Source organism: Clostridium sp. LIBA-8553 (assembly GCF_057782465.1).
The window spans coordinates 3,000,202-3,025,000 of the sequence record NZ_CM173489.1 but is presented as its reverse complement, the minus strand read 5'-3'; the positions used below and the strand labels follow the sequence as shown (position 1 = coordinate 3,025,000).

The following is a 24,799-nucleotide window of genomic DNA, read 5'->3' as shown; positions in this document are numbered from 1 at the left end:
CAGGAAGGTTCGTCCGCTGAGGGTTAGTCGGGACCTAAGCCGAGGCCGAAAGGCGTAGGTGATGGACAACTGGTTGATATTCCAGTACCACTACCATCGTTATTATCGATGGCGTGACGCAGGAGGATAGTGTGTGCTAGCTATTGGATGCTAGTCTAAGCGTTTAGGCAGTGAAAGTAGGCAAATCCGCTTTCATAATGCTGAGGCGTGATGGGGAAGGTTCCACGGAACCGAAGTACATGATTCCACGCTGCCAAGAAAAGCGTCTAGAGAGAGAAGTAGTGCCCGTACCGCAAACCGACACAGGTAGGTGAGGAGAGAATCCTAAGGCCGGCGGAAGAATTACAGTTAAGGAACTCGGCAAATTGACCCCGTAAGTTCGCGAGAAGGGGTGCCTACGAGAGTAGGCCGCAGAGAATAGGCCCAAGCAACTGTTTAGCAAAAACACAGGTCTCTGCTAAAGCGTAAGCTGATGTATAGGGGCTGACGCCTGCCCGGTGCTGGAAGGTTAAGGGGAACACTTAGCGCAAGCGAAGGTGTGAACTTAAGCCCCAGTAAACGGCGGCCGTAACTATAACGGTCCTAAGGTAGCGAAATTCCTTGTCAGGTAAGTTCTGACCCGCACGAATGGCGTAATGACTTGGGCACTGTCTCAACTGTAAATCCGGCGAAGTTGTAGTGCGAGTGAAGATGCTCGCTACCCGCGATTGGACGGAAAGACCCCGTAGAGCTTTACTGTAGCTTAGCATTGAGTTTTGGTATTGTCTGTACAGGATAGGTGGGAGGCTAGGAAACTAGGGCGTCAGCCTTAGTGGAGCCATCCTTGGGATACCACCCTGACAGTACTGAAATTCTAACTGGCGGCCATGAATCTGGTCACAGGACATTGTTAGGTGGGCAGTTTGACTGGGGCGGTCGCCTCCTAAAAAGTAACGGAGGCGCCCAAAGGTTCCCTCAGAACGGTCGGAAATCGTTCGTAGAGTGCAAAGGCAGAAGGGAGCCTGACTGCGACACCCACAAGTGGAGCAGGGACGAAAGTCGGGCTTAGTGATCCGGTGGTACCTCGTGGGAGGGCCATCGCTCAACGGATAAAAGCTACCTCGGGGATAACAGGCTGATCTCCCCCAAGAGTCCACATCGACGGGGAGGTTTGGCACCTCGATGTCGGCTCGTCGCATCCTGGGGCTGAAGTAGGTCCCAAGGGTTGGGCTGTTCGCCCATTAAAGCGGCACGCGAGCTGGGTTCAGAACGTCGTGAGACAGTTCGGTCCCTATCCGTCGCGGGCGTAGGAAATTTGAGAGGAGCTGTCCTTAGTACGAGAGGACCGGGATGGACTGACCTCTGGTGTACCAGTTGTTCCGCCAGGAGCACAGCTGGGTAGCTAAGTCGGGAATGGATAAACGCTGAAAGCATCTAAGCGTGAAGCCAACCTCAAGATGAGATTTCCCATAGCGTAAGCTAGTAAGATCCCTTGAAGAACACAAGGTTGATAGGTCGGGGGTGTAAGCATGGTAACATGTTCAGCTGACCGATACTAATAGATCGAGGGCTTGACCAAATATAGTATTAATTATGTGCAATTTTGAAAGAACAAAATCTTTCAATAAAATGTTCCTCGGTAGCTCAATGGTGGAGCACTCGGCTGTTAACCGATAGGTTGGAGGTTCGAGTCCTCTCCGAGGAGCCATTTTTTTTATTCAAAATTAATTTGAAGTAGATAAGTAAGTTATGAATTAATAATTTTATTAGTTTATAACTTTTTTTGTATTTAAAATAAAAATTTTATTTAGTTTAGTATTTTTAGTGTAAGCTATTTGTAATTAAAGAAAGTTCAATATTGTATATAATAATAAATGATATAATAATATCTATTGGAATTTAAAAAAATTGAGATTTTAGATATATTAAAAATGATTAAGGTATTGTAAGGAGTTTTAGATATGAAGATTTTACTGGTCGAAGATGAAGAAAGTATAAGAGGTTTTTTAAGGATAAATTTTCAAAGAGAGAAATTTCAAGTTATAGAATGTGAAAGCGGAGAAGAAGGAATAAGAAAAGCATTAATAGAAAAGCCAGATATAGCTATATTAGATGTTATGTTACCCGGAATGAATGGTTTTGAAGTATGCCAAACCTTAAGAGAAAGTTTTCCTAAAATGGGTATAATAATGTTAACTGCTAAAGGTGAAGATATGGATAAAATAATGGGGCTTCAATTTGGAGCTGATGACTATGTTTTAAAGCCATTTAATCCATTAGAAATAACTTTAAGAGTAAAAGCTTTAATGAGGAGATTAGAGGGAATAAGTGAAGATAATAATAGTGATAGCATAGAAGTGGATAGTTTCAAGTTAGACTTATATTCTCAAAGTTTATATAAAGAAGAGGTAGAAATAGATGTTACACCTAAAGAGTTTTTATTGATGAAAATATTTATGCAAAATCCAGGTAAGGCATTTACTAGAGATGAATTATTAAACTTGGTTTGGGGAATTGATTTCTTTGGAGATCCTAAAATAGTTGATGTTAACATAAGAAGATTAAGAGCAAAAATAGAAGATAATTCTTCAAAACCTAAGTACATAGAAACTGTTTGGGGCACAGGCTATAGATGGAAGAGATAATATTTAAGGTTACTTAATCTCTTAAGGGACATAGCGGTAAAAGATAGGAGTATAGTTTATGAAGAGTATAAAGACTAGGCTAATGAAAAACTTTTTAGTTGTTTTATTATCAACTATTATTATAGTTTCAGCTATGTTCTTGATTTTTATTTCTAGGTATTATTATCAAAATACAGAAGAAATATTATTAAGTCAAATAAACATATCTGTTGATTTTTATAAGAGGTATTTATCAAATGTTAGTTTAGAAGAAAATGTTTATGAAGATGTAGATATATTTTGGAAGCAAACAGATGCTCAAGTTCAAATTTATGATTTAAAAGGTCAATTAATAATGGATTCTATAGGATTAGATCAAAAAGAATATACTACACCTATAGATGTAAAACGAGCTTTAGATGGAGATACTGCTAAATGGGTAGGAACAGCTCCAGATTATACTGGTAAGGTAATGGCTATTTCTGCACCATTAAGAAATTCCTCTAATGAAATTGTAGGAGTTATAAGATATATAAGTTCACTTAGAAATGTGGATAATTTTATACTAAACTTCTTCTTAGTATTTGTTGTAATAGGATTAACAGTTTTAGCTATAGGTATAATATTAAGTTATTTTTTAGCTAATAGTATAGTAAATCCAATAACAGAATTAATAAAAGTTTCAGAGCAGATGGCTAAGGGAAATTTAAAAGTAAGAAATAAGATTGTTACTAATGATGAGATTGAAAAATTAGCTGATAGTCTTAATATAATGGCTGAGGAAATTGAAAATAGAGAAATATTAAAGAATGACTTTATATCTTCAGTTTCTCATGAACTTAGAACACCATTAACATCTATAAAGGGATGGGCTATAACTTTAAATAATGAGTTTACAGATAGAGAAACCTTAAAAATGGGATTTGATATAATTGAAAAGGAAGCTGATAGACTAAGTAATATGGTTGAAGAACTTTTAGATTTTTCAAAATTCGTTAGTGGAAAAATTAAGTTAAAATATGAAGAAATAAACTTAAAAGATTTTATAGAATATCTAAAGTTATATATGAATCCTAGAGCAGAAAGAGAGCATAAGCAGCTTATTCTAAAAGGAATTGAAAAAGATTTTATAATAGTTGGAGATAAGGATAGGTTAAAGCAGGTATTTATAAATATACTAGATAATGCGTTTAAATTTACTCATGAAAATGAAAGTATAATAATAGATTTCTTATATGATGATGAAGGTATATATATTAATATAATTGATACTGGATGCGGAATAAGTAAAGAAGAGTTACCTAGAGTAAAAGAAAAATTTTATAAGGGTAAAAATTCAAAGTCACAAAATGGTATAGGATTATCTATATGTGATGAAATTATAGCCTTACATGAAGGTTCTTTAGAAATATATAGTGAATTAGGTAAGGGAACAAAGGTAACTATATATTTACCTAAGAAGTTAATCAGAAGTGTGGAGGATGAGTTTAATTAGTTAAAAGAGGTGTTTTATGAAAAAATTTTTTATAATCTTCTTTACGATTATTAGTGTTTTTATAATGGGATGTTCTCCAAAGGAATCTTTTGATGTATCTAAAATAACTCCACCAGAGTCAGATAATATAAAGATATTAGGAGAATGGGAAATAGTAAGTAAATTACATGATAATAGTCAAAACGACCTAGAAAGCGCAGATGGAGCGTTTCATTTTGAAAAAGGAAAATTTATTAATATAAGTAAGGATGAGTTAGTAGTAAATGATGTAAGTATAACAAATCCTAGCTTTAAGTTAAAAAGAGTAGAAAGAGAGGTGTTCTTTAAAGAAATAGATGATTTAGAAATTAAGAAGGAAATAAAGGATACAATAAAAAGTGAATATATAGATGTTACGTCTATATATGATAGCAATAAAACATATTTAAATATGATTTCAATTAATGAAAATGAGGCATATATATTATTATCTGATAATCTGATTAAATTAAAGAAAATTTCTGATGTTCCACAGGCATCTACTAAGAATTCAGAAAAAGTAGTTGTAGGACAAGGAAATATATCATCTGGAAATAATATAAGTTCAGAATATTATCAAAAGGATGTAGGAATTTTACTTGGACTTAAAGAGCCAGCTCATGTAGAAGAAAATAATTTTGAAGAAGCTACTTATGAAACATTATGGATATCTATAATTAATAATGAACTTCAGCCTATAATGGTTTTAGAAGACTCTTTATTATTACCAAGAGTTAATGGATTCTCAAACATAAGTTTATATTCAAATTTTGAAAATGGTGCAATGGAAAATAAACTTAAAGTTACAAGTAGAAAGAAAGATCCAAATGATAAAAAGGAAGTAAAAGGTGAACAAAACAAAAAAGGAATATATGAAGAAATAACTTTTGTAGGAAATGATTATATTGGGTTAGAATCTTATTCAGGACATGAATTTAAAGGAAGCTATAATGAATATAACATTATACCAATTGATACTATGGATACATATAAAAGCATGGACATAGTTAATCTTTTTGGAAAAGAACAAGAGCAAAGTTATAATAAGAGTGAAGAAAAAGCTATTCAGAAATATAATATAGATGGAAAAGAATATTATGCTAAAAATAAATATTCTAATATAACTCTTCAGAGAAGAAATGGAAATTGGCATTTAGAAGGATTACTAAATGAAAAAGAATCATTTGATGATTCTAAACCCTTTGATATAAATATAAATCCAGTACCTATATTGATAAATTATGATACTTTGATGGTTCCTTGGAGTCAAGTTTCATCATTAGGAAGAGACGTTAGAGATGTTGTGACAGCACCAAATGGAAAAATAGCAATAACCTTAGCTAAGGATAAATTGTCAATATATAATATTACAGATGGACGTTTAGGTGAAAGGTTAGGAGAGGTTAGCATAAATAGTGATGAAAAAATTGTTATGGCTGAATGGGCTGTAGGGGATTACGTTAAGTACTGGAATGAAACTGTTGAAAATGTATATGGAGCTAAAAAAATAAATTAATAAAGATTAAAGAAAGAGCTGAATTTAAAAGATTAAATTCAGCTCTTTTTTTTAATTATTATTAGGTATTTTATCTTTAAAGTAATTAGCTCTAATCATTTTATCAGATAAATCTAGTGAGTTACCTACTATTTGCTTTTCTTTATCTGTAAGTTCTCCCTTTACAGTTCTATCAGTCAGTACTGCATAGGATCTATTAGTATTTAATAAGTTTCTACCTAAAGCTGTATTTTGATATACATCATTGTTAACACCTAATAGATATAAAAGTGTTGGCATTATATCTATTTGTCCACCATAAACATCATCTTTTACAGGAGTCTTAACACTTGGGTTATAAACAACTAATGGAACTGTATGATTTCCATTGTCTAACCACCAAGATTCTGGATTAGATAATGATTCAATATTACTATTGTAATATTTATGAGGACCAGTATGGTCACCTTCTATTGCAACAACAGTGTTTTCTAAAAGGCCTTCTTTTTCTAATAAGTCTATGAACATACCTATTTGAGCATCAGTGTAATGAACACTTTGGAAGTATCCTCCTAGAACATTATTATCAAGTTCAGGACTAAGTTTTAGTTCACGGTAATCTTTTGGTAAATCAAATGGTCCGTGGCTTGTTAAAGTAACTGTAAATGCATAGAATGGTTGTTTCATTTCTTTAAGCATTGGTGCAACTTGTTTGAAGTAGCTTCCGTCACTTATTCCCATTCCAATAACTTCATCATGATTAAATGAATAGTAATCTACAAACTTATCAAAACCTATGCCAGTTAATCCTTGAGCATAGTTCCAGAAAGAACCTTTATCTGGATGAATAGCAATAGTGCTGTATCCGTCTTTTTCTAAGATATTAGGCATTGAGTTATAAGTTGTAGCTGGATTTCTAAAGAAAGTACTTCCTTGTCTTAATGGAAGCATAGAAGTATTAACCATTAAGTCAGAGTCAGAGCTTGTACCTTCATTAACCTGTTCGAATATGTTAGGGAAATAAATAGAGTTATTTAATAACTTATTTATATTTGGTGTTATTTCTTGTCCATCTATTTTTTGATTTATAACAAAGTTTTCAAGGGACTCAACTTGTATTACTATTAAGTTCTTTCCTTTGAACATTCCTTTATATTCATTATCAGGTAGATTTTCGTTTTTAAAATCATAGTATTCTTTTATTTGTGCTTGATCTTCTGCTGTCATTTCATACGGTTTAGAATTTTTGTAAACATTATATATGTCAAAAATATGATAACCGACTGGTGAGAAATACTCTACTGTATCAGTTGGGTCATAGTTACTAAATAAGTATGAGTTTTTAACATTTTCTCTTTTTAAAACATTAACGTTAAAAGGAACATAACCTATGTAACAAATTGAGATAATTAAAACAGCTAAAGTACCCTTCCAATTAGACTTACAGTTTTTAAAGCTTTTTCTAAAAATTATAAAAGCTATTATTAAAATAATAAAGTCTACGAAAAATAGTAAGTCATATGGAGTAGCCATGGAAAAAATACTATCTCCAAGATTATCTAAGTTAGCAGTTTGTTTTAATAACATTATTGATGGAACTGTTTGGAATCCTCTAAAATACCAAATATCCATCATTGTAAGTATAGAGATAAATAAGTCTACAATTATTAGTGAGAAAAATTTACCTTTGTTTTTAAATAAGAAACATATACTTATGAATATTGCTGCAAATGCTATGTAATAATTTAAAAAATAACTAGCTTGTCTATATCCTAATCCGAAATTAAGCACACGTGGATCTTGGTTTAAAGAGAAACCTAAAAAAAGCGCTCCTTTTAAAACTATGGCTATTAATGTGAATATATAAAAACCTAGTCTTATTAAAGCATTTTTATTAAGAGACTCTTTTAGTTTAGCAAGACCGTTATTTACCTTTACTTTTTCTTGCATCAAAACACCCCTTCTTTAATTATTCAAAGCTAGTTAATATTATATCATAAAATAATATGTTAATAGTATGAAGGAATTATTACAAAAAAGGTTAAAAAGAACTTTTTTACATGAACTTTGATTTTCTCAATTCGTAAAAATATGATATCTTTATAATATAGATTATTTTAAGGGGTGAGGTCATGAAAAAAATAGATTGTATAGGTATGGCTTGTCCGATGCCAGTAATAAATACAAAAAAATATTTTGATTCAATAGAAGAAGGTATTGCAGAAGTAGTAGTTGATAATGAGGTGGCTAAAAACAATATCTGTAAGTATGCTGATGGTTGTGGATATACTTGTAATGCTATAGAAAAAGACGGAAATTATATAATTAATATAGAAAAGAATGGTGAAACTAAAGTTGCAAAGAATGAAGATGATTTTGTAATTGTGGTAAGTACTGATAAATTAGGAGAAGGAAATGATGACTTAGGAACTATCCTTATGAAAGGTTACTTATACACATTATCAGAAAATGATATTATACCAAGGGAACTTATCTTCTTAAATGGCGGAGTTAAACTTACAGTTAAAGGGTCAGAAGTATTGGAGTCATTAAAAACTTTAGAAAAACGTGGCGTTAAGATTTTAAGCTGCGGAACATGTTTAGATTTTTATGGAATAAAAGAAGACTTAGCTATAGGTGAAATAAGCAACATGTACACTATAGTAGAATCTATGAATACTTCTAGCAAGGTTATAAAATTATAATACTTTTGAGAGGAGAAAATATTTTTGTAATATGGAGAATATTTTATGTGAATATGACGTTGTAGTTGTAGGTGGCGGAATAAGTGGTATGGCTGCAGCTATAAAATCAAAAGAAAATGGCATAGATAGAGTTCTTCTTCTTGAAAGAGAAGATGTTTTAGGCGGAGTTTTAAACCAATGTATTCATTGTGGATTTGGAAAAGAAACTTTAGGAGAAGCAGTTACTGGTAGTGAGTTTGTAGAATACTTTGTCACTAAGGTTCGTGAACTTGGTATTCATGTTAAGTTAAATACCACTGTATTAGAGATAACTAAAGAAAAAGAGATAAGTTATGTTAATCCAGATGAAGGTATGAAAAAGATGAAAACTAAAGCAATAGTTTTGGCTACTGGAAGTAGAGAAAAGTTTAAAGGAAACGTAAGTGTTCCTTTAAATAAATTCACAGGGATATATACATCAGGAACAGCACATAGATTTATAAATCTTTATGGATACCTTCCAGGTAAAAATATAGTTATAATAGGTTCACATGATAGTGATATGATTGTTGCTAGAAGACTTATTATAGAAGGTGCTAAAATACAAGCTATTGTTGAGAGTAAAGAATATCTTAACTCTTCTCAGTTTATTGTAGAAAATATAATTGAGGAGTTCAATATTCCTGTTAAGCTTGGGTACACAGTAAATGAAGTACTAGGTACTGAAAGAGTTGAGGGAGTAATGATAAGCAAAGGTGGAGAAGAGGAGATATTTATAAAATGTGATTCTCTTTTAATATCTGTTCCATGGATACCAGAAAGTGCTTTAGGTAAAAAGATGGGATTAAGAATATCAAATAGTAGTGAAACTATTTTAGTTAATGAAGACTTTGAAACATCAGAAAATGGTATATTTGCTTGTGGTAATGTATTACATGCTTATGAATTATCTGATGTAGCAGCAAAAGAAGGATATAAAGTTGGAGATGCTGTAAATGAATATTTAAAAAATTAATTTTTAGTATTAATCTAGCATTGAATCTCCTATAGCTAGTAACTCTAAGGTTCTTGTCTTTTCAAGTTATCATCAAGAGTTCCTAAACTTTAGATAAATAAGACTAAAACTCAGAATTTGCATTAAGCTTACTCTGAGTTTTAGTTTTATTTTATATAAAGTTATCTAAAATTGTCTTTACTAGCTGAGATACTAATATATTTCCTTTTATACTTAGGTGTAATCCATCAGTATAATTTGAGGAATCAAAAGGAAGATTAGTATTTATATCTATAAATACTAAATTATTTTCTCTACAAAATGAATCTAATTTATTAGAGTATTCTTCAAGACTAGAATTGCATTTAGAATAGTCTATAGAAGAATTCCATCTTTGAAGGGCTAGTTCTTCAAAGATTTTAGGTGGAGATAATATTATTGGCTTTATACTTAAAGAGTTACAATCATCAATCATTAATTTAATGTTTTCAATTATAGAATCAATTGATTTGTTCATTAAAATATCATTTGAACCACACATTATTAAACAAATATCTGAGTCATTTGACTTTAATATTGGATAAATTCTAGATAAAATTCCTGTAGAAGTATCTCCATTAACCCCTTTATTTAAAAATTTATTATTTTCAGTATTTAAAAGTGAAACCCATGAGTTATCTTGGCCTACACCATAGCCAAATGTTAAAGAATCACCTATACAAATTACGTTCATATAATCACCTACATTCTTAGTAAACATTTTTTACAAACTATAGTTGTCCCCTTATTAGCTGTAACGAAATCAGTGCCTACAATGGCTTTATTACAAATAGAGCATATTGTGTTTGAATTTTCTTTAGACATAGAAGATTTTTTTTCTTTATTATTATTAGTAATTTTTCTTTTTTTATTAGGTGGTGGTGAATAAAGAATTTTCTCAGTTTCTTTTTCACGTTTGTCTATTTGATAATTAAAACTATATGAACTTTCACCGAAAAGTTCTAATTCAAATCTAGGATTTTCCTTATCGTAAAACTCTTCTGTTATTATTCTTCTTATTTGCATATCATTTATTATTAAACCGCTTTTTTCAATTCCATCAAATATGCTTTTTGTTATATTACTGGTATCTGGATGTCTTTTGGAACTTTTATAATAAACTTTTAAAACAGCGATTAAAGATTCTTCTAAAACCACATTAGGATTTTGTATTCTAGCCTCATAAGCTATTTGCTCTTCATATAAAGCATATCTATCATGATATTTTCCAGAATTGGATGGTAAAATAGCTCGCCCTTGTGCATTTGATAGTTTAAAATTTGATTTAGTAATAGGTGAGCCTTTTACTATAACTTTTGCATATGAATTCATAGTAAACCTCCAATCATATGATATAATAATATAGATTATATCATAATGTAACATTAGGTATTTACATTTCTTGAATGTATTTAATAGATAAAGTATAATACTTTATGTTTACATGAAAAATTAAAATTAAGAGGGATTAAAATGGATAAAAAAATTATATTGGCAATAGAAAGTAGTTGTGATGAAACAGCAGCAGCTGTTGTAGTTAATGGTAGAGAAGTTTTATCAAACATAATATCTTCTCAAATAGATACACATACAAAATTTGGGGGAGTAGTTCCAGAGGTTGCGTCAAGAAAACATATAGAAGCTATAAATGCAGTGGTAGAGGAAGCTTTAGAGGTTGCAGGAGTAACTTTCGATGACATAGATGCAATAGCAGTTACATATGGTCCTGGATTAGTTGGAGCTCTTTTAGTTGGTCTTCAATACGCTAAAGGATTAGCATATTCTTTAGATAAACCTTTAATAGGTGTTAATCACATAGAAGGACATATAAGTGCTAACTTCATCGATCATAAAGATTTAGAACCACCTTTTGTTTGTTTAGTTGTTTCAGGAGGTCATACTTTTGTAGTGCACGTTGAAGACTATGGAAAATTTGAAATAATAGGAGAAACAAGAGATGATGCTGCTGGAGAAGCTTTTGATAAGGTAGCAAGAGCTGTAGGATTAGGATATCCAGGTGGACCTAAAATAGATAAATTGGCTAAGGAAGGAAATAGTAATGCTATAAAATTCCCAAAAGCTAATTTCCATGATGATACTTTAGATTTTTCATTTAGTGGAGTTAAATCAGCTGTACTAAATTATTTAAATAAGATGGAAATGAAAAATGAAGAAATTAATAAAGCTGATGTGGTAGCAAGCTTCCAAAAGGCAGTGGTTGAAGTATTAACTGACAATGCTATAAAGACATGTAAGATGAGAAAAGCCGATAAGATAGCAATTGCAGGTGGTGTTGCTTCTAATAGTGCGTTAAGAGAAAATCTTATTAAAGAAGGAGAGAAGAGAGGAATAAAGGTATTATTCCCATCACCAATACTTTGTACAGACAATGCTGCCATGATAGGTAGTGCTGCATATTTTGAATTATTAAAAGGAAATATATCTGAAATGAATCTTAATGCAAAACCTAACCTAAGATTAGGAGAAAGATAGGGGCTGAATTATTAATGAAGTTTATTCCGTACTCAAATGGATTTCATAAATTGAATAAAAACAGACAAATAAAGCCTACGAGTGTAATAAAAAATATATTTTTATTTGTATTAGTTTTAGTATTTATAGGCTTTGCTTATCAAATGATAGTAAATAAGATTGATAGTAGTAAAATAGAACCAGATACTAAGTATGTAAGAATTGATAGTAAGAAAAATTATTTTAACTTTCAGGGTGAAAGTAAACCAACTATAATCATGGATTCAGACCTAGGTTTAGGTATAAGCGAGTGGGAGAAGGTACAAGGTCTTATAGAAAAAGAATATGGATACAGAACTTTTGCATATGACAGACCTGGATATGGTTTTTCTGAATCGATAAAGGGTAAAAGTATTAAGGAGCAGGCTCAACAGCTTAGAATGATCCTTAAAAAAGTCGGAATTGGTGGACCATATATACTTGTAGGAGAAGGTTATGGAGGGTTAGTTATGTGTAACTTTGCAGAACTTTATCCAGAACTAGTACAGGGAGTTATTCTTATAGATCCAATTAGCGAAGAAGCCTTAAATAATAAAGATTATATGAAGCAGTTTTCAGATCAAAAGTTTAGTAGATTTGTACAAAAATATGGTTCTTATTTTGGTTTAACATCACTAATGAATAAGTTTGGTATGTTAAAAAATCCTATTGGATTAGACTCAAATTTAAGTGAAGAAAGTCTTAATACATATGATGTTTTAAGAACTAAGAGTGACTATAATAGTGCATACTACAGTGAACTTACAAATATTTTAGAACAAAGTAGTAATTCACAAAAATCTGGATTATTAAATGGGAAGCCTTTGAGCATAATAGTAAATGATAATGCTTTTGTAGCTGAACAGGAAAGTTTAAAGAAGCTTACTTCTGAAGGTAAAGTACAAATAATAGATGCTAAAAACAAAACAGATGTTATACCTTTAGAAAAACCTGAATTACTTTTAGAAAGTATAAAATTCATTCAGGATAATAGTCCAGAAGAGCAAAAATAAGCTAAAATAAACATATCCTATGACACTAAAATGCCATAAATATGACATTGAAATGACACAAAAAATGGTTATTATAAATTCATGGAATTTGAATATTTAGGAGGGTATGTATTAATGAGTGATTTTAATAAAAAAGATGAAAATTTAAATGACTACTTTGGGTTTGATGATAAAGAAAATAAAAATTTAGATTCAGATAAAAGGACGGAAAAAGAAGAAAATATAAACTTAAATAATAATACAAAGCAAACAAACATAGATGAAACACAGCAATTAAATATGGATGATAAGATTGATTCATATGAAGAAGTTAAAAAAGAAGAGACTTCATTAGATTCTAATGAGGAGAAAAATGAAAATCCTAAGGAATCAAAGGATAATGGTAAAAAGAAAAAAGTAAAGAAAAAGAGCGGGGTTAAAAAAGGGCTAGGAATAATAGCAGGGGCAATAATAGTTGCTATGCTAGGTGGAGCAATAGGTGCTGGTGGAGTATATTATGCTTTAAGAAATAATACTCAAACAAATACTTTAGGAAATATCAATAATAGTAATTCGGCAGCTAATCCACCAGCATTTAAAAGTGATGAAGGTGCTTTAACAGTTCCTCAAGTGGTTGAAAAAGTTACACCAGCTGTTGTTGGAGTATCAACAAAGAGTTTAGTTAGAGACCAATTCTTCAATGTTAAAGAACAAGAAGGTTTAGGATCTGGGTTCATAATAAATGAAGATGGTTATGTAGTTACAAACTATCATGTTATAAATGGTGCTCAAGAAGTTAAAGTAATCTTCTCAGATGGAAAAGAAGTTAATGCTAAGGTTGTAAACTATGATGCAGAAAGAGACATTGCTGTAATCAAAATAACAGATGATGTTAAGATGCCAGGAATAGCTCAATTAGGAGATTCATCAACTGTTAAAGCTGGTGAAGAAGTTATAGCTATAGGAAATCCATTAGGAAAAGAATTTAGTTCAACAGTAACTAAAGGTATAGTAAGTTCACCAAATAGAAAAATTAGTACAGATAACGGAAATGTTTTAGATTATATTCAAACAGATGCAGCTATTAACCCTGGTAACAGTGGTGGTCCATTAATAAACTCTAATGGCGAAGTTATTGGAATAAATACTGCTAAGAAAGTTGGCGCAGATATAGAAGGAATAGGATTTGCAATTCCTATAAATGAAGTTAAAACAAGATTAGGATCATTATCAAAACCAATACTAAAGATGGGAATTCAGGCTAGAAATGTTACTTCAGAGCTAGCAAAGGAAAACAACTTAGAAGAAGGTGTTTATATTGTTGGCGTACAAGAATTTAGTCCAGCAGAAAAGGCAGGATTAAAAATTGGAGACTTAATAGTTCAGTTTGGTGGAAAGAGAGTAAAAACTGTAGAAGAATTAAATGAAATAAAAGGCCAATACAATGAGGGCGATACAGTACCAGTTCAAATAATTAGAGATGGTAAAAAAATGAACCTAGAAATAAAATTAGTTTCTTAACTAATGATTTATAAGAGAACTCAGATTTCTGAGTTCTTTTTATTTTTAGTAAAGTAAAAATAAATTAAAGATAAAAATAACTGTAAAAAGATAAATAAAATGTAAAATATTAAATAAAAATAAAATATATTACATATAATTAATTGTTAATTATTATTTTTGATTATAAAATAATAATATATAGTTTTTAGATTTAAAGGTAAATAACTATATATTATATACTAAAATACATTAAAAAGTTAAAGGATAGAAACAAATAGGGTATTAATTCATTGGGAGGATTAAATATGAAAAGAATAGTATTATTATGTACATTGGGGATGTCTACATCTTTATTAGTTTCTAAGATGAGGAAAGCAGCGGAGGAATTAAATGTTGATTGTTCTATAGTTGCTATAGGGGAATGTGAATTAAAAAAATATGAAAAAGAAGCAGATATAATAATGTTGGGTCCTCAAGTAAAGTATTTGTCTAATAAATTAAAAAAGAGAATTGGCGATAATATACCAATAAGTCTAATAAATAGTGCTGATTATGGAACTATGAATGGTAAGAAAGTTTTAAATCAAGCTTTAGAGTTAATATATAATAAGGAATTAACAATAAGTAATCTATAAAATCATGATTAAAGAAGGAATTGTATTATTTAAAGTTTTAATACAATTCCTTTTTATATTTAATAAATTGAAAATTTAAAGATATATGTATTGAATTGATTAAGGGAGTAAAATATACTAAAAAATAGAGTTATAAGGGGGAGAGAGTTTGGAGAAGATTGTTCTTGGGATAATAGGGATTTCTTTTGTATTTAGCGGAATTGACTACATAAATAATAATAAAATAGGTCTTGGAGAAAAGTTTAAAGAAGGGATGCTTTCCATGGGATCAATAGCGATATCTATGGTAGGAATATATTCACTTTCACCGTTTATTGGAGAAGTTATAGGATTTTTATTAACTCCAATAGGAAATCTTTTAGGTATTGATTCATCTATATTTCCATCAATGTTTTTAGCAATAGATATGGGAGCACTTGGAATAGCAGAAAGTCTAGCTTCTAATATTGAAATGTACTGGATTTCAGGGGTAATAATAGCTTCTACTTTAGGAGCCACAATAAGTTTTTCTATTCCATTAGCTTTGGGAATTATAGATGAGAAACATCTTGAAGATTTAACAACAGGATTATTATATGGGGTAATGACATTACCTATAGCGCCTATAGTTGCAGGAATATTTTTAGGAATGAATTTTAAATTACTATTGTTTAATATTTTACCATTAATAATATTTGCTACTATACTAGCTTTTTGTATGAATAAATTTAAGAATAAGACTGTTAATATATTTATAAAATTAGGTAAGATAATACAGTTTGTCAGTATATTAGGACTTTTAATTCTAGGATTTTTATCTATTATAGGAGTAGAACCTATGGGAAGTATTTTACCTATAGAGGAGGCTTTAAGTGTCGTTGGGAAAATAGCAATATTTTTAGGTGGAGCATATCCTTTAATTAATTTTATAACAGAGAAGTTTTCAAATGGATTAAGCAAAATTGGAGAGAAGATAAATATAGATGAGTTTTCTATTGCTGCATTTTTAGGCACTCTTGCTTCAAATATAATATTATTTCAAAGCTTTGATAAAATGAGTTCTAAAGGAAGAATTGCTTTAACTGCTTTTAGTGTTAGTGGAGCTTTTGTTATTGGAGGACAATTAGGATTTGTATCTCTTAAGACACCAGAAATTATAAATGTATACATAGTTTCTAAGTTAATAGCAGGTATAGCCGCTATGGGCGTAGCTTTATTATTATATAAAAAATCAACTAAACTTAGTAATGAAAGGAAGAGTTGTGAAGAGATATCTACTGCTATAGAATCATAATTTATATATAGAAAAATCAATGTTTAGCCAAAGCTTTTAACATTTATAATTATAATAAGAATTGCAATGTAGAGAGCTTGTACCAAAACTTAAAATAATAAAACTTATAAATTTTTAGAGTTATCAAGTAATTGTCCAAATATATTTATAAGGTTTATTTTAAGCTGTTTTTGATACAATCTCTTTCTTAATTTACTATTACAAAGGAATCATCAAGTAATTTAAAATTATTTTTTAATCCACTTGATACAAAAACTTCCTTTGACTTGGTCACAAATATTCCTTCTATATCTTCAAGAGATTCTATTAATTTCAATCCTTCTGAAGTTCCCATACCAAAGGTTGAAGTTGATAGAGCATCCCCATCTATAGATTTAGAAGAAACTATGGTTACAGAGGCTAAGTTATTATCATAAGGAAATCCTGTTTTAGGATTAAGAATATGATGATATTTAATATTGTTAACCTCTAAATAACGTTCATAAATTCCAGAGGTAACTACTGATTGATTGGATACATTTAAAGTTCCTAATGGAGCCCCTCTATTTTCAAAAGGATTTTGAATTCCTATTGTCCAATTTTCATTTTTACTTTTTTCTCCTAGAGCAAAAATATTACCTCCTAAATCTATTATAGCTTTAGTTACCCCGTCCTCTAGTAGTATTTCTGAAATAACATCGGCTATATATCCCTTAGCAATAGCACCTAAATCTAAGATCATATCATTTTTAGTTAAAAATACAGAACTCTCTTCTTTACTTAAAATAATATTTTCATAATTTATTAAATCAAGAATGTTTAGAATTTCGGTATCATTAGGCACCTTGGCATCTTTACTTCCTATTCCCCAAAGCTTCACTAAAGGTCCTATGGTTATATCAAAGCTTCCATTAGAGAGTTTAGAGTACTCAAGAGATTTTTCTATAACATCAAAAGTAGTAGAACTTACTTTTACCGGTTCTATTCCAGCCATATTGTTTATTTTATTGATTTCAGAGTCATTTATGTTAAGACTAAGTAAAGATTCTATTTCGCTTATTTTATTAAACACCTTATCTAGTATTGCTTCATCAAATTTATCATATAGAGTTATGTTTACTAATGTTCCCATAAAAAAACTAGATTTACTTATAGGTTCCTTTTTAATATTACATCCATTTAAGTTAAAAACTAAAAACATAGATAAGAAAAAGCATATATGTCTTAAGTATACCATTTTACCCTCCTAAAATAAGATACTATGTTATTTTACTATTCAACTAAAGTTGCTTCTTTCTTTCCTTCCTCAGCATTTTTTAATACTTGTTCAGCTAACTTTTTAAATTGGTTAGAAGAGCTAGTAGCACCTGTAATAGTATCTATGTCAGAAGATTGCTTTTCTATTAAGGCTTTTTCAAGTTCAGGTTCATAATCAGCAGGTCCAATACCTGATACTCCTGTCATTTTTTCATTATAATCTTTATCATCACGTTTTATTGCATTAGTTTCTCCATTAAATTCGTTGTATTTTGCTTCTGTTATTTTCCCATCAGCAACCTTAATATTTAGTTTAGCTTTATAGCCATGATCATCAGCCTTAGCTGTTTCAACTGAATATTCACCATCCTTAAGTTTAGAACTGTTTGAAGAGCCACAAGCTACAAAGTTAGATACCACTAAAGTCGAGAGTAAAATAGCAAAAATCTTTTTTTTCATAAAAATCCTCCTAGATAATCTTTTTACTATAAATATACTTTTAAAGGTAAAAAAAATTCCTTAAAGAGAAATAAAATAATAATTTAAATTTTAAAATCATATATACATAATAAAGAAGTGTTAAATAGGAGAACTATTATGAAAAAGTGGGATTGTTTTATAATTATAATTTTAGTGATAATATCTTTAATGCCATTAGGACTTATTATTCCAAGTAATACTTATGGAGAGCCTAGGAAAGTAATTATAAGTGTTGATGGAACTGAGTATAAAACTTTTGAATTAAAAGAGGAAACAGATGAAAAAATTAGGATTGAGGAAAACGGAGGAGTTAATGAGATTTATGTAAAAGGGGAGAAAGTATATATGCATGATACAAACTGTACAGATAGAATTTGTATTAGGCAAGGAAAGATAAGCAAGATAGGTGAAAGCATTGTATGTTTACCTAATGGAGTGTTTATTGAAATTAAGGGCGAAAAAGAATCAGAATATATATTATCTTATTAATTAATGACTCTGTTTTAGGTAAATGTTGATTTTTAGATAGTCCTTTAGACCTAACTTAATTTCGTAAAGTATTAATATCATCTACTCTAGAATAATAGCTAAAGCTTTTAAACTTGCTTTACTCAAATAGAAAAAGCTTCTTAAAACTATCATTCTTACGTATATGATTCAATACGAGAGGTCTTGCAGTTCTATCTAAAAATTAATACTAGTTTAAAGCATAGCCTAATTAATAAATTTTATGAAGTTTATAGATTAAGTATTTTATTATCTATAGTATTAAAAAGGGGATAAATATTATGAAGACGAAGAAGATAATTTATATAGGAGTGTTAGTTGCCCAAGCTTTAGTTCTATATATTTTTGAAAGTATGATACCAATGCCTTTTATTACTCCAGGAGCAAAGTTAGGACTAGCTAATCTAATAGTTGTTATAGGGTTATATACTTTAGATAATTATAAGGAATGTTTGTGGTTAGTCTTTTTAAAATTGATTCTATCAACTCTCATTATGGGATCAGTATCTACTTTTATTTTTGGGTTAGGAGGAACAACTTTAAGTTTTTTATCGATGATTCTAATTAAAGAGACTTTGAAAGAAAGAGTTTCTGCTATAGGGGTAAGTACAGTTGGTGGAGTATTCCATAATTTGGGACAATTAATAGTTACAGCTATTGTAATTAAGAATATAGGAATATTAAGTTATCTACCATTTTTATCATTAGCTGGTATAGGGACAGGAATTTTTATAGGAATAACAGCAAATTATTTATTAAAGCATATAAGGAGTTTAAGTAACTTAGATTATCATAAAAATATGGTTAGATAAATAAGAGTTTAAAACATAACCTAAGATATAAATAGGAACTATATAAGAGTAGAAATAAGATAAAACTTTTAATTAACTCTATATAGTTCCTTATTTTTATAGATTAGAACTCTATGATTTTATTACTTGATTTTTGAGGTTTCTATTATCCTTTTATAAGCTTCTAGAGTTTTTTCAGCTGTCTTTTTCCAAGTAAATTCTTTGCTTCTTTCAAAACAAAGATTCTCTATGGAATTTCTAAGCTTTGAGTCGTTTAGGATATTTTCAAGTTTTAGAGCTAATTCTTTTGGGTTATTAGGATCTACTAAAATCTCATTAAATGGAACGACCTCAGGAATGGAAGTTATGTTTGATGTTAAAACTGCTGTTTTACAACTCATAGCTTCTAATGGAGGAAGACCAAATCCTTCATAAAGAGAAGGATAAACAAATAATATAGTTGCATTGTATAAAGTTGGTAGATATTCATCTTCAATAAATCCAGTAAAAATAACTTTATCAGCAATTGGAAGACTTTCTGTGTAAGCTTTTAATTTTAAGCCCTCATCTCTTAAACCTCCAACTATCAATAATTTATAATTATCATCTATATTTTTATGAATTGAGTTAAATGCATCAACAAGTCCTCGCACGTTTTTTCTTAAGCTAAAACCACCAATATACATAATAAATGGTCCACTAAAATTAAATCTTTCATTAACATCAAACAGGCATTTTTCCTTATCTAAGGGTTTATAGGTTTCATTAGCTGCAAGTGGTGTAACAAATATATTTTCAGCAGGGAAATGCGGAAAGAATCTTAAGATATCATTTTTAGAGTATTCAGATACTGTGATTATGCCTGTCGAGTTATCAATTATATTAGGCATACTTTGAAGAAATTTTTTTAGGTAACCTTTACCAACCGTCTCAGGTAAAATGTATGGGATTAAATCATGTATAGTTACAACTTTAGCAAAATCTCCTTCAGGACTAAGGCCCATTCCGTTTTGAGGAAGATGAAGTAAATCTATTTTTTCTTTCATTCCATAGGTAGGAATATAGTAATCCTCAAAAAATCTTTGGTGTTTTCTTGAAGACATTATTATTTTGGTGTTTTCAGCCTCAAATTCAGGGATTTTTTCTCCTGAGCACACTAAATCATAAGATGATTTCTTATCTATTTTTAATATGTTTGTTAATAAGTTATATGTGTATGTTCCTATACCTGTACCTCTATACCAAGTTGCTCCTCTTGCATCTATTAAATTATACATAATAAGATTCCACTCCTTAGAAAAATAATCATCATAATTAATAATATTAATAAAGAATATAAAATGTGCATGTAACAAGAAGAATTTAAAAAACATATACTAATTAAAAAGTGAAAGTAGGAGTAGGTATGGATCATGACTATATAAAGAACAAAATCTTACTTAACTATGGAATAGATAGCAAAGAAGTAATAAAGGTAAAAAACACATATAAGATTATAACTAGTGATGAGGAGTATTGTTTAAAGGTAATAAAATATCAATATCCTCATTTTTATTTTATAGTTTCTGCTCAGAAGCATCTTATGAAAAATGGATTTAATTCAATACCTAAGATAATTGATACCGTTGAGGGAAAGGATTATATCGGATTAGATGGTAAGTTAGCTTACTTAACTCCTTGGGTAAAATGCAGAGAGTGTAATTATAAGAATAAGTTAGATTTAAGGCTAGCAGCTGAAAAGCTTAGTGAACTACATAACTGTAGTGAAGGATTTATTATAAATAGGAGTCTTAAGCCAAGAATAGCTTGGGGGCAGTGGTATAAAGTATTTAAAACAAGAGGTGAAGAAATTCTTGATTTTAGAAAAAGAATATATCAAAAAGCATATAAATCAGAATTTGATAAGCTTTATCTTTCTATTATGGATGAGGAACTACAGAGGGTAGAGACCACTCTTTCTCATATAGAAAGTAGTGGCTATTTTGATTATATGAAGAAAGAGGTTGGAAAACTAGGCTTTTGTCATCATGACTATGCAGATCATAATGTACTTTTATTAGATAATGGAGAGGTAAATATAATTGACTTTGATTATTGTATTTTAGATTCTCATTTGCATGATTTAAGTAGTATATGTGTTAGGACTATGAAAGAAGGATATTGGGATTTAGAAATATTTAAATATATAATTCATAGCTATTCAAAAAATAAAGATGTATTAAATGAAGAGATTCCAATGATAGCAGCTTTTATTGAATTTCCTCAAGCGTATTGGCAATTAGGACTTCAATATTATTGGGAACAGCAGCCTTGGGAAGAGGAACATTTTCTAAGAAAGCTAGGTAAGTATAAGAAGGATAGGGAGCTTAGGCAAAGCTTTGTTAATGAGTTGAGTAATTTTACTTTGAGGTGATTTAAAATTGAATCAAGAGTTAGAAGTATTTTTAAGTAAAAATAATATAGAAGTATTACCTAGAAAAGAAATAACTGAGGGTAAAAGAGATATTAAACTTTATGATGCAAGAGAATATATAAATACAATAAATGAACTTCATCATGTTTTTTTGAAGGAAAATAATAAAATCAGATTTAAGTTTAAAAGCGATATATGGAGAATAGTTCAAACTTTTAAGCTTTGGAATAGAAGAACTGAAAGAATAAATATAAATAATAAGCTTTATAGCCTAGTAATGGAGGCTTCGAGAAAAAGGCTAAATAGTATTGAGAGCATTGATTATATAAGTCTTATTAAAAGAGCTATGACAAGAGAAGAGGTGTGCACTGGAAGGGTATATTATCAAATAAAAGAGGGGGATAAAAAAGTATTTATAACCAATTTAGATAATATAGAATTTAATATGATAGAGAACGATTATTATAGCTATTTAAAAAAGGTACGTAGCATTTATAAAAATGAATTAGATGATTTAATTAAAGAAGCTATAGAAAAAGAGGAATTAGATTTTAAAAGTTATATTTATATAAAAGCTTTAGTAGAATATCCATACAATTCTATGAAGTACTTACAAAATATCTATATAAAAGGTTTGGAGTTTAAAAATGAAACTTTAGAAGAGTTATTAGTAAGGGATTATTTAATATAAGAGGAGGAGAGGTATATGAATAAAATTAGATATAAGGATGAAAAGTATCTGTGTAAATATGATTTGGATATGAAATTATTTGAGTCATTAGGATTAGATATTTTTGATTTAAGACCAAATAGAAATGTATTTTTATTAGATACTAAACAAGGTAAGAAAATCTTAAAAATGATTAATTATGATGATGAGAGATTAAACTTCATAATTCATTCAACAGAGTACTTAAGAGAGAATTATGATGGAATATTAAATATAAATAAGCTTCCTAACGGAAAGAATAGATTTGAATGGAAGGGAAATAGCTATATTTTATTAGACTATTTTGAAGGAACTGAATTTAATATAGCAAATCCGGTAGAGTTAGAAATAATAACTGAGGCAGTAGCTAATCTTCATAAGGCAGGAATGGGAATTCAAGAGGTAACTTCAAAAGAAATGAAAGAGAAAAATAGTGAACTTTTTAAATTAAAAGAGCATTTTATAAACAGCAAGAAGAATTTAGAAGATTTAAGAGAATTAGCAATGAAATTTAAATATAGAAATGAGTTTGACGAAATTTTTTCAAAAGAAGTAGATTATCATTTAAATGATATAGATAGTTGTATAGAATTATTGGAAAAGAGTAAATATAGTGAACTTTGTAGTGATAAGGAAAAAGTAACTCTTTGTCACAATGATTTAGCATATCATAATATACTTTTTAATCAAAATAAAGTGAGCTTTATAGATTTTGATTATTGCAATATAAATTTAAGAGTTATAGATTTATGTAATTTTTTAAGTAAAAGTATAAAGCGATTTGGGTTCAGCTTAGAAATGTGTGATTCGATAATAAAGAAATATGATGAGTTAAACAATTTATCAAAAGAAGAAAAAGAATTAATATATATATATCTAAGATTTCCACATGACTTTTATACAGTATCAATGCAATATTATTATAAATTAAAAGACTGGCAATATGAATCTTTCTTAAATAAGCTTGAGAGAAAATTAGAATATACTAAGGAGAAGGAAATATTACTAGAACACATAAAAACAATATAAAAAATATAAATAGGGTTGTATCAAAACTTTAAATAATAAAACTTATAAATATATTCTAAGAATCAATAGAGTTCACTAAGAATTTATAGCAAATTTTTCTATGTAATGACTTAAATTCTAAAGTTGATCTAGATATTCTATACTATTTATAAGTTTTGTTTTAAGGTAATTTGATACAGCCCCTTTAATTTATAAAGAAATATTTTTATAAGCATCAAGAGTGTTATAAGCAGTCTTTTTCCAATTAAATTTACTTGAATGAATTAATCCTTTATAAAGCATAAGTGAGTAGAACTTAGGATGATTTAATAATAATAATATATTGTCTTTTATTTCATCAACATCATGAGGATTAACTAAGATGGCAGCATCTTGGCATACTTCAGGTATAGAGGTCAGATTTGAAGCTATTACTGGAGTACCACATGCCATGCATTCAATAGGAGGTAGTCCAAATCCTTCATAAAATGAAGGGTATACTAGGGCTTTACTTGCACTATAGAATATTGGCATATCTTCCATTGGAATAAAACCAGGGAAAATAACAGATGAAGTTAGATTTAATTCCTCTACTTTCTTTCTATAAGTTTCATAGGAAGGTCCATTTTTCCCTATGATTACTAGTTTTAATCCTCTTTTATAAGAAGTTTTAACTAAGTTAAATGCTTCTATCAATCCATTGATATTCTTTCTAGGACTGAATCCACCTACATATAACAAAAAGTCAGTATCTATGCTATATTTTTTCTTTAGGTATTGAGAGGAATGATATTTATTTAATGGTTTATAGATTTCCTCAGCAGCTAAATGAGTAACAAAGATTTTTTCTTTGGGATAAGATAAAGTCTTACTTATATCTTCTTTAGAAAAATTAGAAACAGTAATTATTCCATCTGAGTTATCTAAAATATTTTTTATATTGGAGTGAAAAATCTTTAAGAATGTATCACTAACTGTTTCTGGCATTTTCATAGGAATTATATCATGGAGTGTAATAACTGTTTTGATATTACCAGGCTTAGATATTCCTATACCATTCTGAGGAATATGATAAATATCACCTCGAATATTTTCTTTAGGGTTAGGGGTATTTATAAATTTCCAAAAGTTTTCTTCTTCATTTGTACTTGAATTTAAATAATTAAAGTTATTTTTATTCGGTAGTTTTAGGGAAGTTGATGGAGGAATAAGTATATTATAATCATTTAAAAAATCTATTTGATGTAGATTGTTTATTATTTGATAAGTGTAGTTGCCAATTCCAGTACCGCGGTACAGAGTAGCAGCCCTGCCATCAATACATATTTTCATAAGCCAGATCCTTTCAGTATAAAGATATATTATTATTATATTTGTATATGGAATAAAATGTTAATAAAACCGCATGTTGAT

At 29.5% G+C, this 24,799-nt stretch carries 22 protein-coding genes, 1 tRNA gene and 1 rRNA gene (1 of these 24 cut by a window edge); 17 read left to right on the top strand and 7 right to left on the bottom strand.

The genetic code is table 11. From position 1 onward, the window contains the following. The 5 genes from AC2JAQ_RS13560 to AC2JAQ_RS13540 all read left to right on the top strand — a co-directional run. Positions 1 to 1,558, top strand: a 23S ribosomal RNA gene (locus AC2JAQ_RS13560); it begins 1,347 nt to the left of the window's first position. A gap of 54 nt (positions 1,559 to 1,612) precedes the next feature. After that, positions 1,613 to 1,687: transfer RNA gene (locus tag AC2JAQ_RS13555), tRNA-Asn, on the top strand. 253 nt (positions 1,688 to 1,940) lie between these two features. Further along, positions 1,941 to 2,624 carry a response regulator transcription factor gene (locus tag AC2JAQ_RS13550; protein WP_488456912.1) on the top strand — a complete coding sequence of 228 codons (684 nt, stop codon included), beginning with the start codon at positions 1,941 to 1,943 and terminating at the stop codon, positions 2,622 to 2,624. A 58-nt stretch (positions 2,625 to 2,682) separates the two neighbouring features. After that, on the top strand, positions 2,683 to 4,098 hold the full coding sequence (locus tag AC2JAQ_RS13545; protein ID WP_488456911.1) for a sensor histidine kinase: 1,416 nt from the start codon (positions 2,683 to 2,685) through the stop codon (positions 4,096 to 4,098). Positions 4,099 to 4,114: 16 nt separating this feature from the next. Next, the gene (locus tag AC2JAQ_RS13540) at positions 4,115 to 5,632 is read left to right on the top strand and encodes a hypothetical protein (RefSeq protein WP_488456910.1); all 1,518 of its coding nucleotides are present in this window, start codon (positions 4,115 to 4,117) and stop codon (positions 5,630 to 5,632) included. A gap of 51 nt (positions 5,633 to 5,683) precedes the next feature. On the opposite strand, the gene AC2JAQ_RS13535 is transcribed toward AC2JAQ_RS13540, so the two are convergent. Continuing rightward, the gene (locus tag AC2JAQ_RS13535) at positions 5,684 to 7,561 is read right to left on the bottom strand and encodes an LTA synthase family protein (protein ID WP_488456909.1); all 1,878 of its coding nucleotides are present in this window, start codon (positions 7,559 to 7,561) and stop codon (positions 5,684 to 5,686) included. Between the two features lie 182 nt (positions 7,562 to 7,743). On the opposite strand from AC2JAQ_RS13535, the gene yedF reads away from it, so the two are divergent. Both yedF and AC2JAQ_RS13525 read left to right on the top strand, forming a co-directional pair. Then, positions 7,744 to 8,316, top strand: coding sequence for a sulfurtransferase-like selenium metabolism protein YedF (gene yedF, locus AC2JAQ_RS13530; protein WP_488456908.1), 573 nt, complete (start codon positions 7,744 to 7,746; stop codon positions 8,314 to 8,316). Positions 8,317 to 8,347: 31 nt separating this feature from the next. After that, positions 8,348 to 9,310: an NAD(P)/FAD-dependent oxidoreductase gene (locus AC2JAQ_RS13525; protein ID WP_488456907.1), complete on the top strand. Its 963-nt coding sequence runs from the start codon at positions 8,348 to 8,350 to the stop codon at positions 9,308 to 9,310. 151 nt (positions 9,311 to 9,461) lie between these two features. Here AC2JAQ_RS13525 and AC2JAQ_RS13520 read toward each other — a convergent pair whose 3' ends face one another. Together AC2JAQ_RS13520 and AC2JAQ_RS13515 are read right to left on the bottom strand one after the other, a co-directional pair. After that, positions 9,462 to 10,022: a GDSL-type esterase/lipase family protein gene (locus AC2JAQ_RS13520; protein ID WP_488456906.1), complete on the bottom strand. Its 561-nt coding sequence runs from the start codon at positions 10,020 to 10,022 to the stop codon at positions 9,462 to 9,464. 8 nt (positions 10,023 to 10,030) lie between these two features. Then, complete coding sequence (locus AC2JAQ_RS13515; protein WP_488456905.1) at positions 10,031 to 10,660, bottom strand: RusA family crossover junction endodeoxyribonuclease; 630 nt, start codon at positions 10,658 to 10,660, stop codon at positions 10,031 to 10,033. A gap of 141 nt (positions 10,661 to 10,801) precedes the next feature. On the opposite strand from AC2JAQ_RS13515, the gene tsaD reads away from it, so the two are divergent. The 5 genes from tsaD to eutH all read left to right on the top strand — a co-directional run bounded on the left by tsaD (position 10,802) and on the right by eutH (position 16,242). Then, entirely contained in the window at positions 10,802 to 11,821 is a 1,020-nt protein-coding gene (gene tsaD / locus AC2JAQ_RS13510) for a tRNA (adenosine(37)-N6)-threonylcarbamoyltransferase complex transferase subunit TsaD (protein WP_488456904.1), read from the top strand. Positions 11,822 to 11,835: 14 nt separating this feature from the next. Further along, positions 11,836 to 12,852: an alpha/beta hydrolase gene (locus AC2JAQ_RS13505; protein WP_488456903.1), complete on the top strand. Its 1,017-nt coding sequence runs from the start codon at positions 11,836 to 11,838 to the stop codon at positions 12,850 to 12,852. A 114-nt stretch (positions 12,853 to 12,966) separates the two neighbouring features. Next, positions 12,967 to 14,352, top strand: a complete 1,386-nt coding sequence (locus AC2JAQ_RS13500; RefSeq protein ID WP_488456902.1) for a S1C family serine protease — start codon at positions 12,967 to 12,969, stop codon at positions 14,350 to 14,352. A gap of 287 nt (positions 14,353 to 14,639) precedes the next feature. After that, positions 14,640 to 14,969 carry a PTS sugar transporter subunit IIB gene (locus AC2JAQ_RS13495; RefSeq protein WP_488456901.1) on the top strand — a complete coding sequence of 110 codons (330 nt, stop codon included), beginning with the start codon at positions 14,640 to 14,642 and terminating at the stop codon, positions 14,967 to 14,969. 148 nt (positions 14,970 to 15,117) lie between these two features. Further along, entirely contained in the window at positions 15,118 to 16,242 is a 1,125-nt protein-coding gene (gene eutH / locus AC2JAQ_RS13490; RefSeq protein WP_488456900.1) for an ethanolamine utilization protein EutH, read from the top strand. A gap of 187 nt (positions 16,243 to 16,429) precedes the next feature. On the opposite strand, the gene AC2JAQ_RS13485 is transcribed toward eutH, so the two are convergent. Further along, on the bottom strand, positions 16,430 to 17,458 hold the full coding sequence (locus tag AC2JAQ_RS13485) for an FAD:protein FMN transferase (RefSeq protein WP_488456899.1): 1,029 nt from the start codon (positions 17,456 to 17,458) through the stop codon (positions 16,430 to 16,432). Between the two features lie 35 nt (positions 17,459 to 17,493). Further along, complete coding sequence (locus AC2JAQ_RS13480; protein WP_488456898.1) at positions 17,494 to 17,937, bottom strand: FMN-binding protein; 444 nt, start codon at positions 17,935 to 17,937, stop codon at positions 17,494 to 17,496. A 138-nt stretch (positions 17,938 to 18,075) separates the two neighbouring features. On the opposite strand from AC2JAQ_RS13480, the gene AC2JAQ_RS13475 reads away from it, so the two are divergent. Beyond that, positions 18,076 to 18,447: a NusG domain II-containing protein gene (locus AC2JAQ_RS13475; RefSeq protein ID WP_488456897.1), complete on the top strand. Its 372-nt coding sequence runs from the start codon at positions 18,076 to 18,078 to the stop codon at positions 18,445 to 18,447. Positions 18,448 to 18,746: 299 nt separating this feature from the next. Beyond that, positions 18,747 to 19,277, top strand: a complete 531-nt coding sequence (locus AC2JAQ_RS13470; RefSeq protein WP_488456896.1) for a Gx transporter family protein — start codon at positions 18,747 to 18,749, stop codon at positions 19,275 to 19,277. 122 nt (positions 19,278 to 19,399) lie between these two features. Here AC2JAQ_RS13470 and AC2JAQ_RS13465 read toward each other — a convergent pair whose 3' ends face one another. Continuing rightward, entirely contained in the window at positions 19,400 to 20,533 is a 1,134-nt protein-coding gene (locus AC2JAQ_RS13465) for a glycosyltransferase family 4 protein (RefSeq protein ID WP_488456895.1), read from the bottom strand. A 128-nt stretch (positions 20,534 to 20,661) separates the two neighbouring features. Here AC2JAQ_RS13465 and AC2JAQ_RS13460 point away from each other — a divergent pair, with 128 nt between their 5' ends. From AC2JAQ_RS13460 to AC2JAQ_RS13450, 3 genes are read left to right on the top strand one after another with little or no spacing between them, the layout of a single operon-like run. Beyond that, the gene (locus AC2JAQ_RS13460) at positions 20,662 to 21,669 is read left to right on the top strand and encodes a CotS family spore coat protein (protein WP_488456894.1); all 1,008 of its coding nucleotides are present in this window, start codon (positions 20,662 to 20,664) and stop codon (positions 21,667 to 21,669) included. 7 nt (positions 21,670 to 21,676) lie between these two features. After that, on the top strand, positions 21,677 to 22,360 hold the full coding sequence (locus AC2JAQ_RS13455; protein WP_488456893.1) for a hypothetical protein: 684 nt from the start codon (positions 21,677 to 21,679) through the stop codon (positions 22,358 to 22,360). A 15-nt stretch (positions 22,361 to 22,375) separates the two neighbouring features. Then, positions 22,376 to 23,407, top strand: a complete 1,032-nt coding sequence (locus tag AC2JAQ_RS13450; RefSeq protein ID WP_488456892.1) for a CotS family spore coat protein — start codon at positions 22,376 to 22,378, stop codon at positions 23,405 to 23,407. 189 nt (positions 23,408 to 23,596) lie between these two features. Here the strand turns inward: AC2JAQ_RS13450 and AC2JAQ_RS13445 are convergent, their stop codons facing one another. Next, on the bottom strand, positions 23,597 to 24,718 hold the full coding sequence (locus AC2JAQ_RS13445; protein WP_488456891.1) for a glycosyltransferase family 4 protein: 1,122 nt from the start codon (positions 24,716 to 24,718) through the stop codon (positions 23,597 to 23,599). Between the last annotated feature and the right edge of the window lie 81 nt (positions 24,719 to 24,799).

Coding starts and splice junctions, on each gene's coding strand:
- AC2JAQ_RS13550 (WP_488456912.1), top strand. CDS start 1,941: ATGAAGATTTTACTGGTCGAAGATGAAGAAAGTATAAGAGGTTTTTTA.
- AC2JAQ_RS13545 (WP_488456911.1), top strand. CDS start 2,683: ATGAAGAGTATAAAGACTAGGCTAATGAAAAACTTTTTAGTTGTTTTA.
- AC2JAQ_RS13540 (WP_488456910.1), top strand. CDS start 4,115: ATGAAAAAATTTTTTATAATCTTCTTTACGATTATTAGTGTTTTTATA.
- AC2JAQ_RS13535 (WP_488456909.1), bottom strand. CDS start 7,561: ATGCAAGAAAAAGTAAAGGTAAATAACGGTCTTGCTAAACTAAAAGAG.
- yedF (WP_488456908.1), top strand. CDS start 7,744: ATGAAAAAAATAGATTGTATAGGTATGGCTTGTCCGATGCCAGTAATA.
- AC2JAQ_RS13525 (WP_488456907.1), top strand. CDS start 8,348: ATGGAGAATATTTTATGTGAATATGACGTTGTAGTTGTAGGTGGCGGA.
- AC2JAQ_RS13520 (WP_488456906.1), bottom strand. CDS start 10,022: ATGAACGTAATTTGTATAGGTGATTCTTTAACATTTGGCTATGGTGTA.
- AC2JAQ_RS13515 (WP_488456905.1), bottom strand. CDS start 10,660: ATGAATTCATATGCAAAAGTTATAGTAAAAGGCTCACCTATTACTAAA.
- tsaD (WP_488456904.1), top strand. CDS start 10,802: ATGGATAAAAAAATTATATTGGCAATAGAAAGTAGTTGTGATGAAACA.
- AC2JAQ_RS13505 (WP_488456903.1), top strand. CDS start 11,836: ATGAAGTTTATTCCGTACTCAAATGGATTTCATAAATTGAATAAAAAC.
- AC2JAQ_RS13500 (WP_488456902.1), top strand. CDS start 12,967: ATGAGTGATTTTAATAAAAAAGATGAAAATTTAAATGACTACTTTGGG.
- AC2JAQ_RS13495 (WP_488456901.1), top strand. CDS start 14,640: ATGAAAAGAATAGTATTATTATGTACATTGGGGATGTCTACATCTTTA.
- AC2JAQ_RS13485 (WP_488456899.1), bottom strand. CDS start 17,458: ATGGTATACTTAAGACATATATGCTTTTTCTTATCTATGTTTTTAGTT.
- AC2JAQ_RS13480 (WP_488456898.1), bottom strand. CDS start 17,937: ATGAAAAAAAAGATTTTTGCTATTTTACTCTCGACTTTAGTGGTATCT.
- AC2JAQ_RS13475 (WP_488456897.1), top strand. CDS start 18,076: ATGAAAAAGTGGGATTGTTTTATAATTATAATTTTAGTGATAATATCT.
- AC2JAQ_RS13470 (WP_488456896.1), top strand. CDS start 18,747: ATGAAGACGAAGAAGATAATTTATATAGGAGTGTTAGTTGCCCAAGCT.
- AC2JAQ_RS13465 (WP_488456895.1), bottom strand. CDS start 20,533: ATGTATAATTTAATAGATGCAAGAGGAGCAACTTGGTATAGAGGTACA.
- AC2JAQ_RS13460 (WP_488456894.1), top strand. CDS start 20,662: ATGGATCATGACTATATAAAGAACAAAATCTTACTTAACTATGGAATA.
- AC2JAQ_RS13450 (WP_488456892.1), top strand. CDS start 22,376: ATGAATAAAATTAGATATAAGGATGAAAAGTATCTGTGTAAATATGAT.
- AC2JAQ_RS13445 (WP_488456891.1), bottom strand. CDS start 24,718: ATGAAAATATGTATTGATGGCAGGGCTGCTACTCTGTACCGCGGTACT.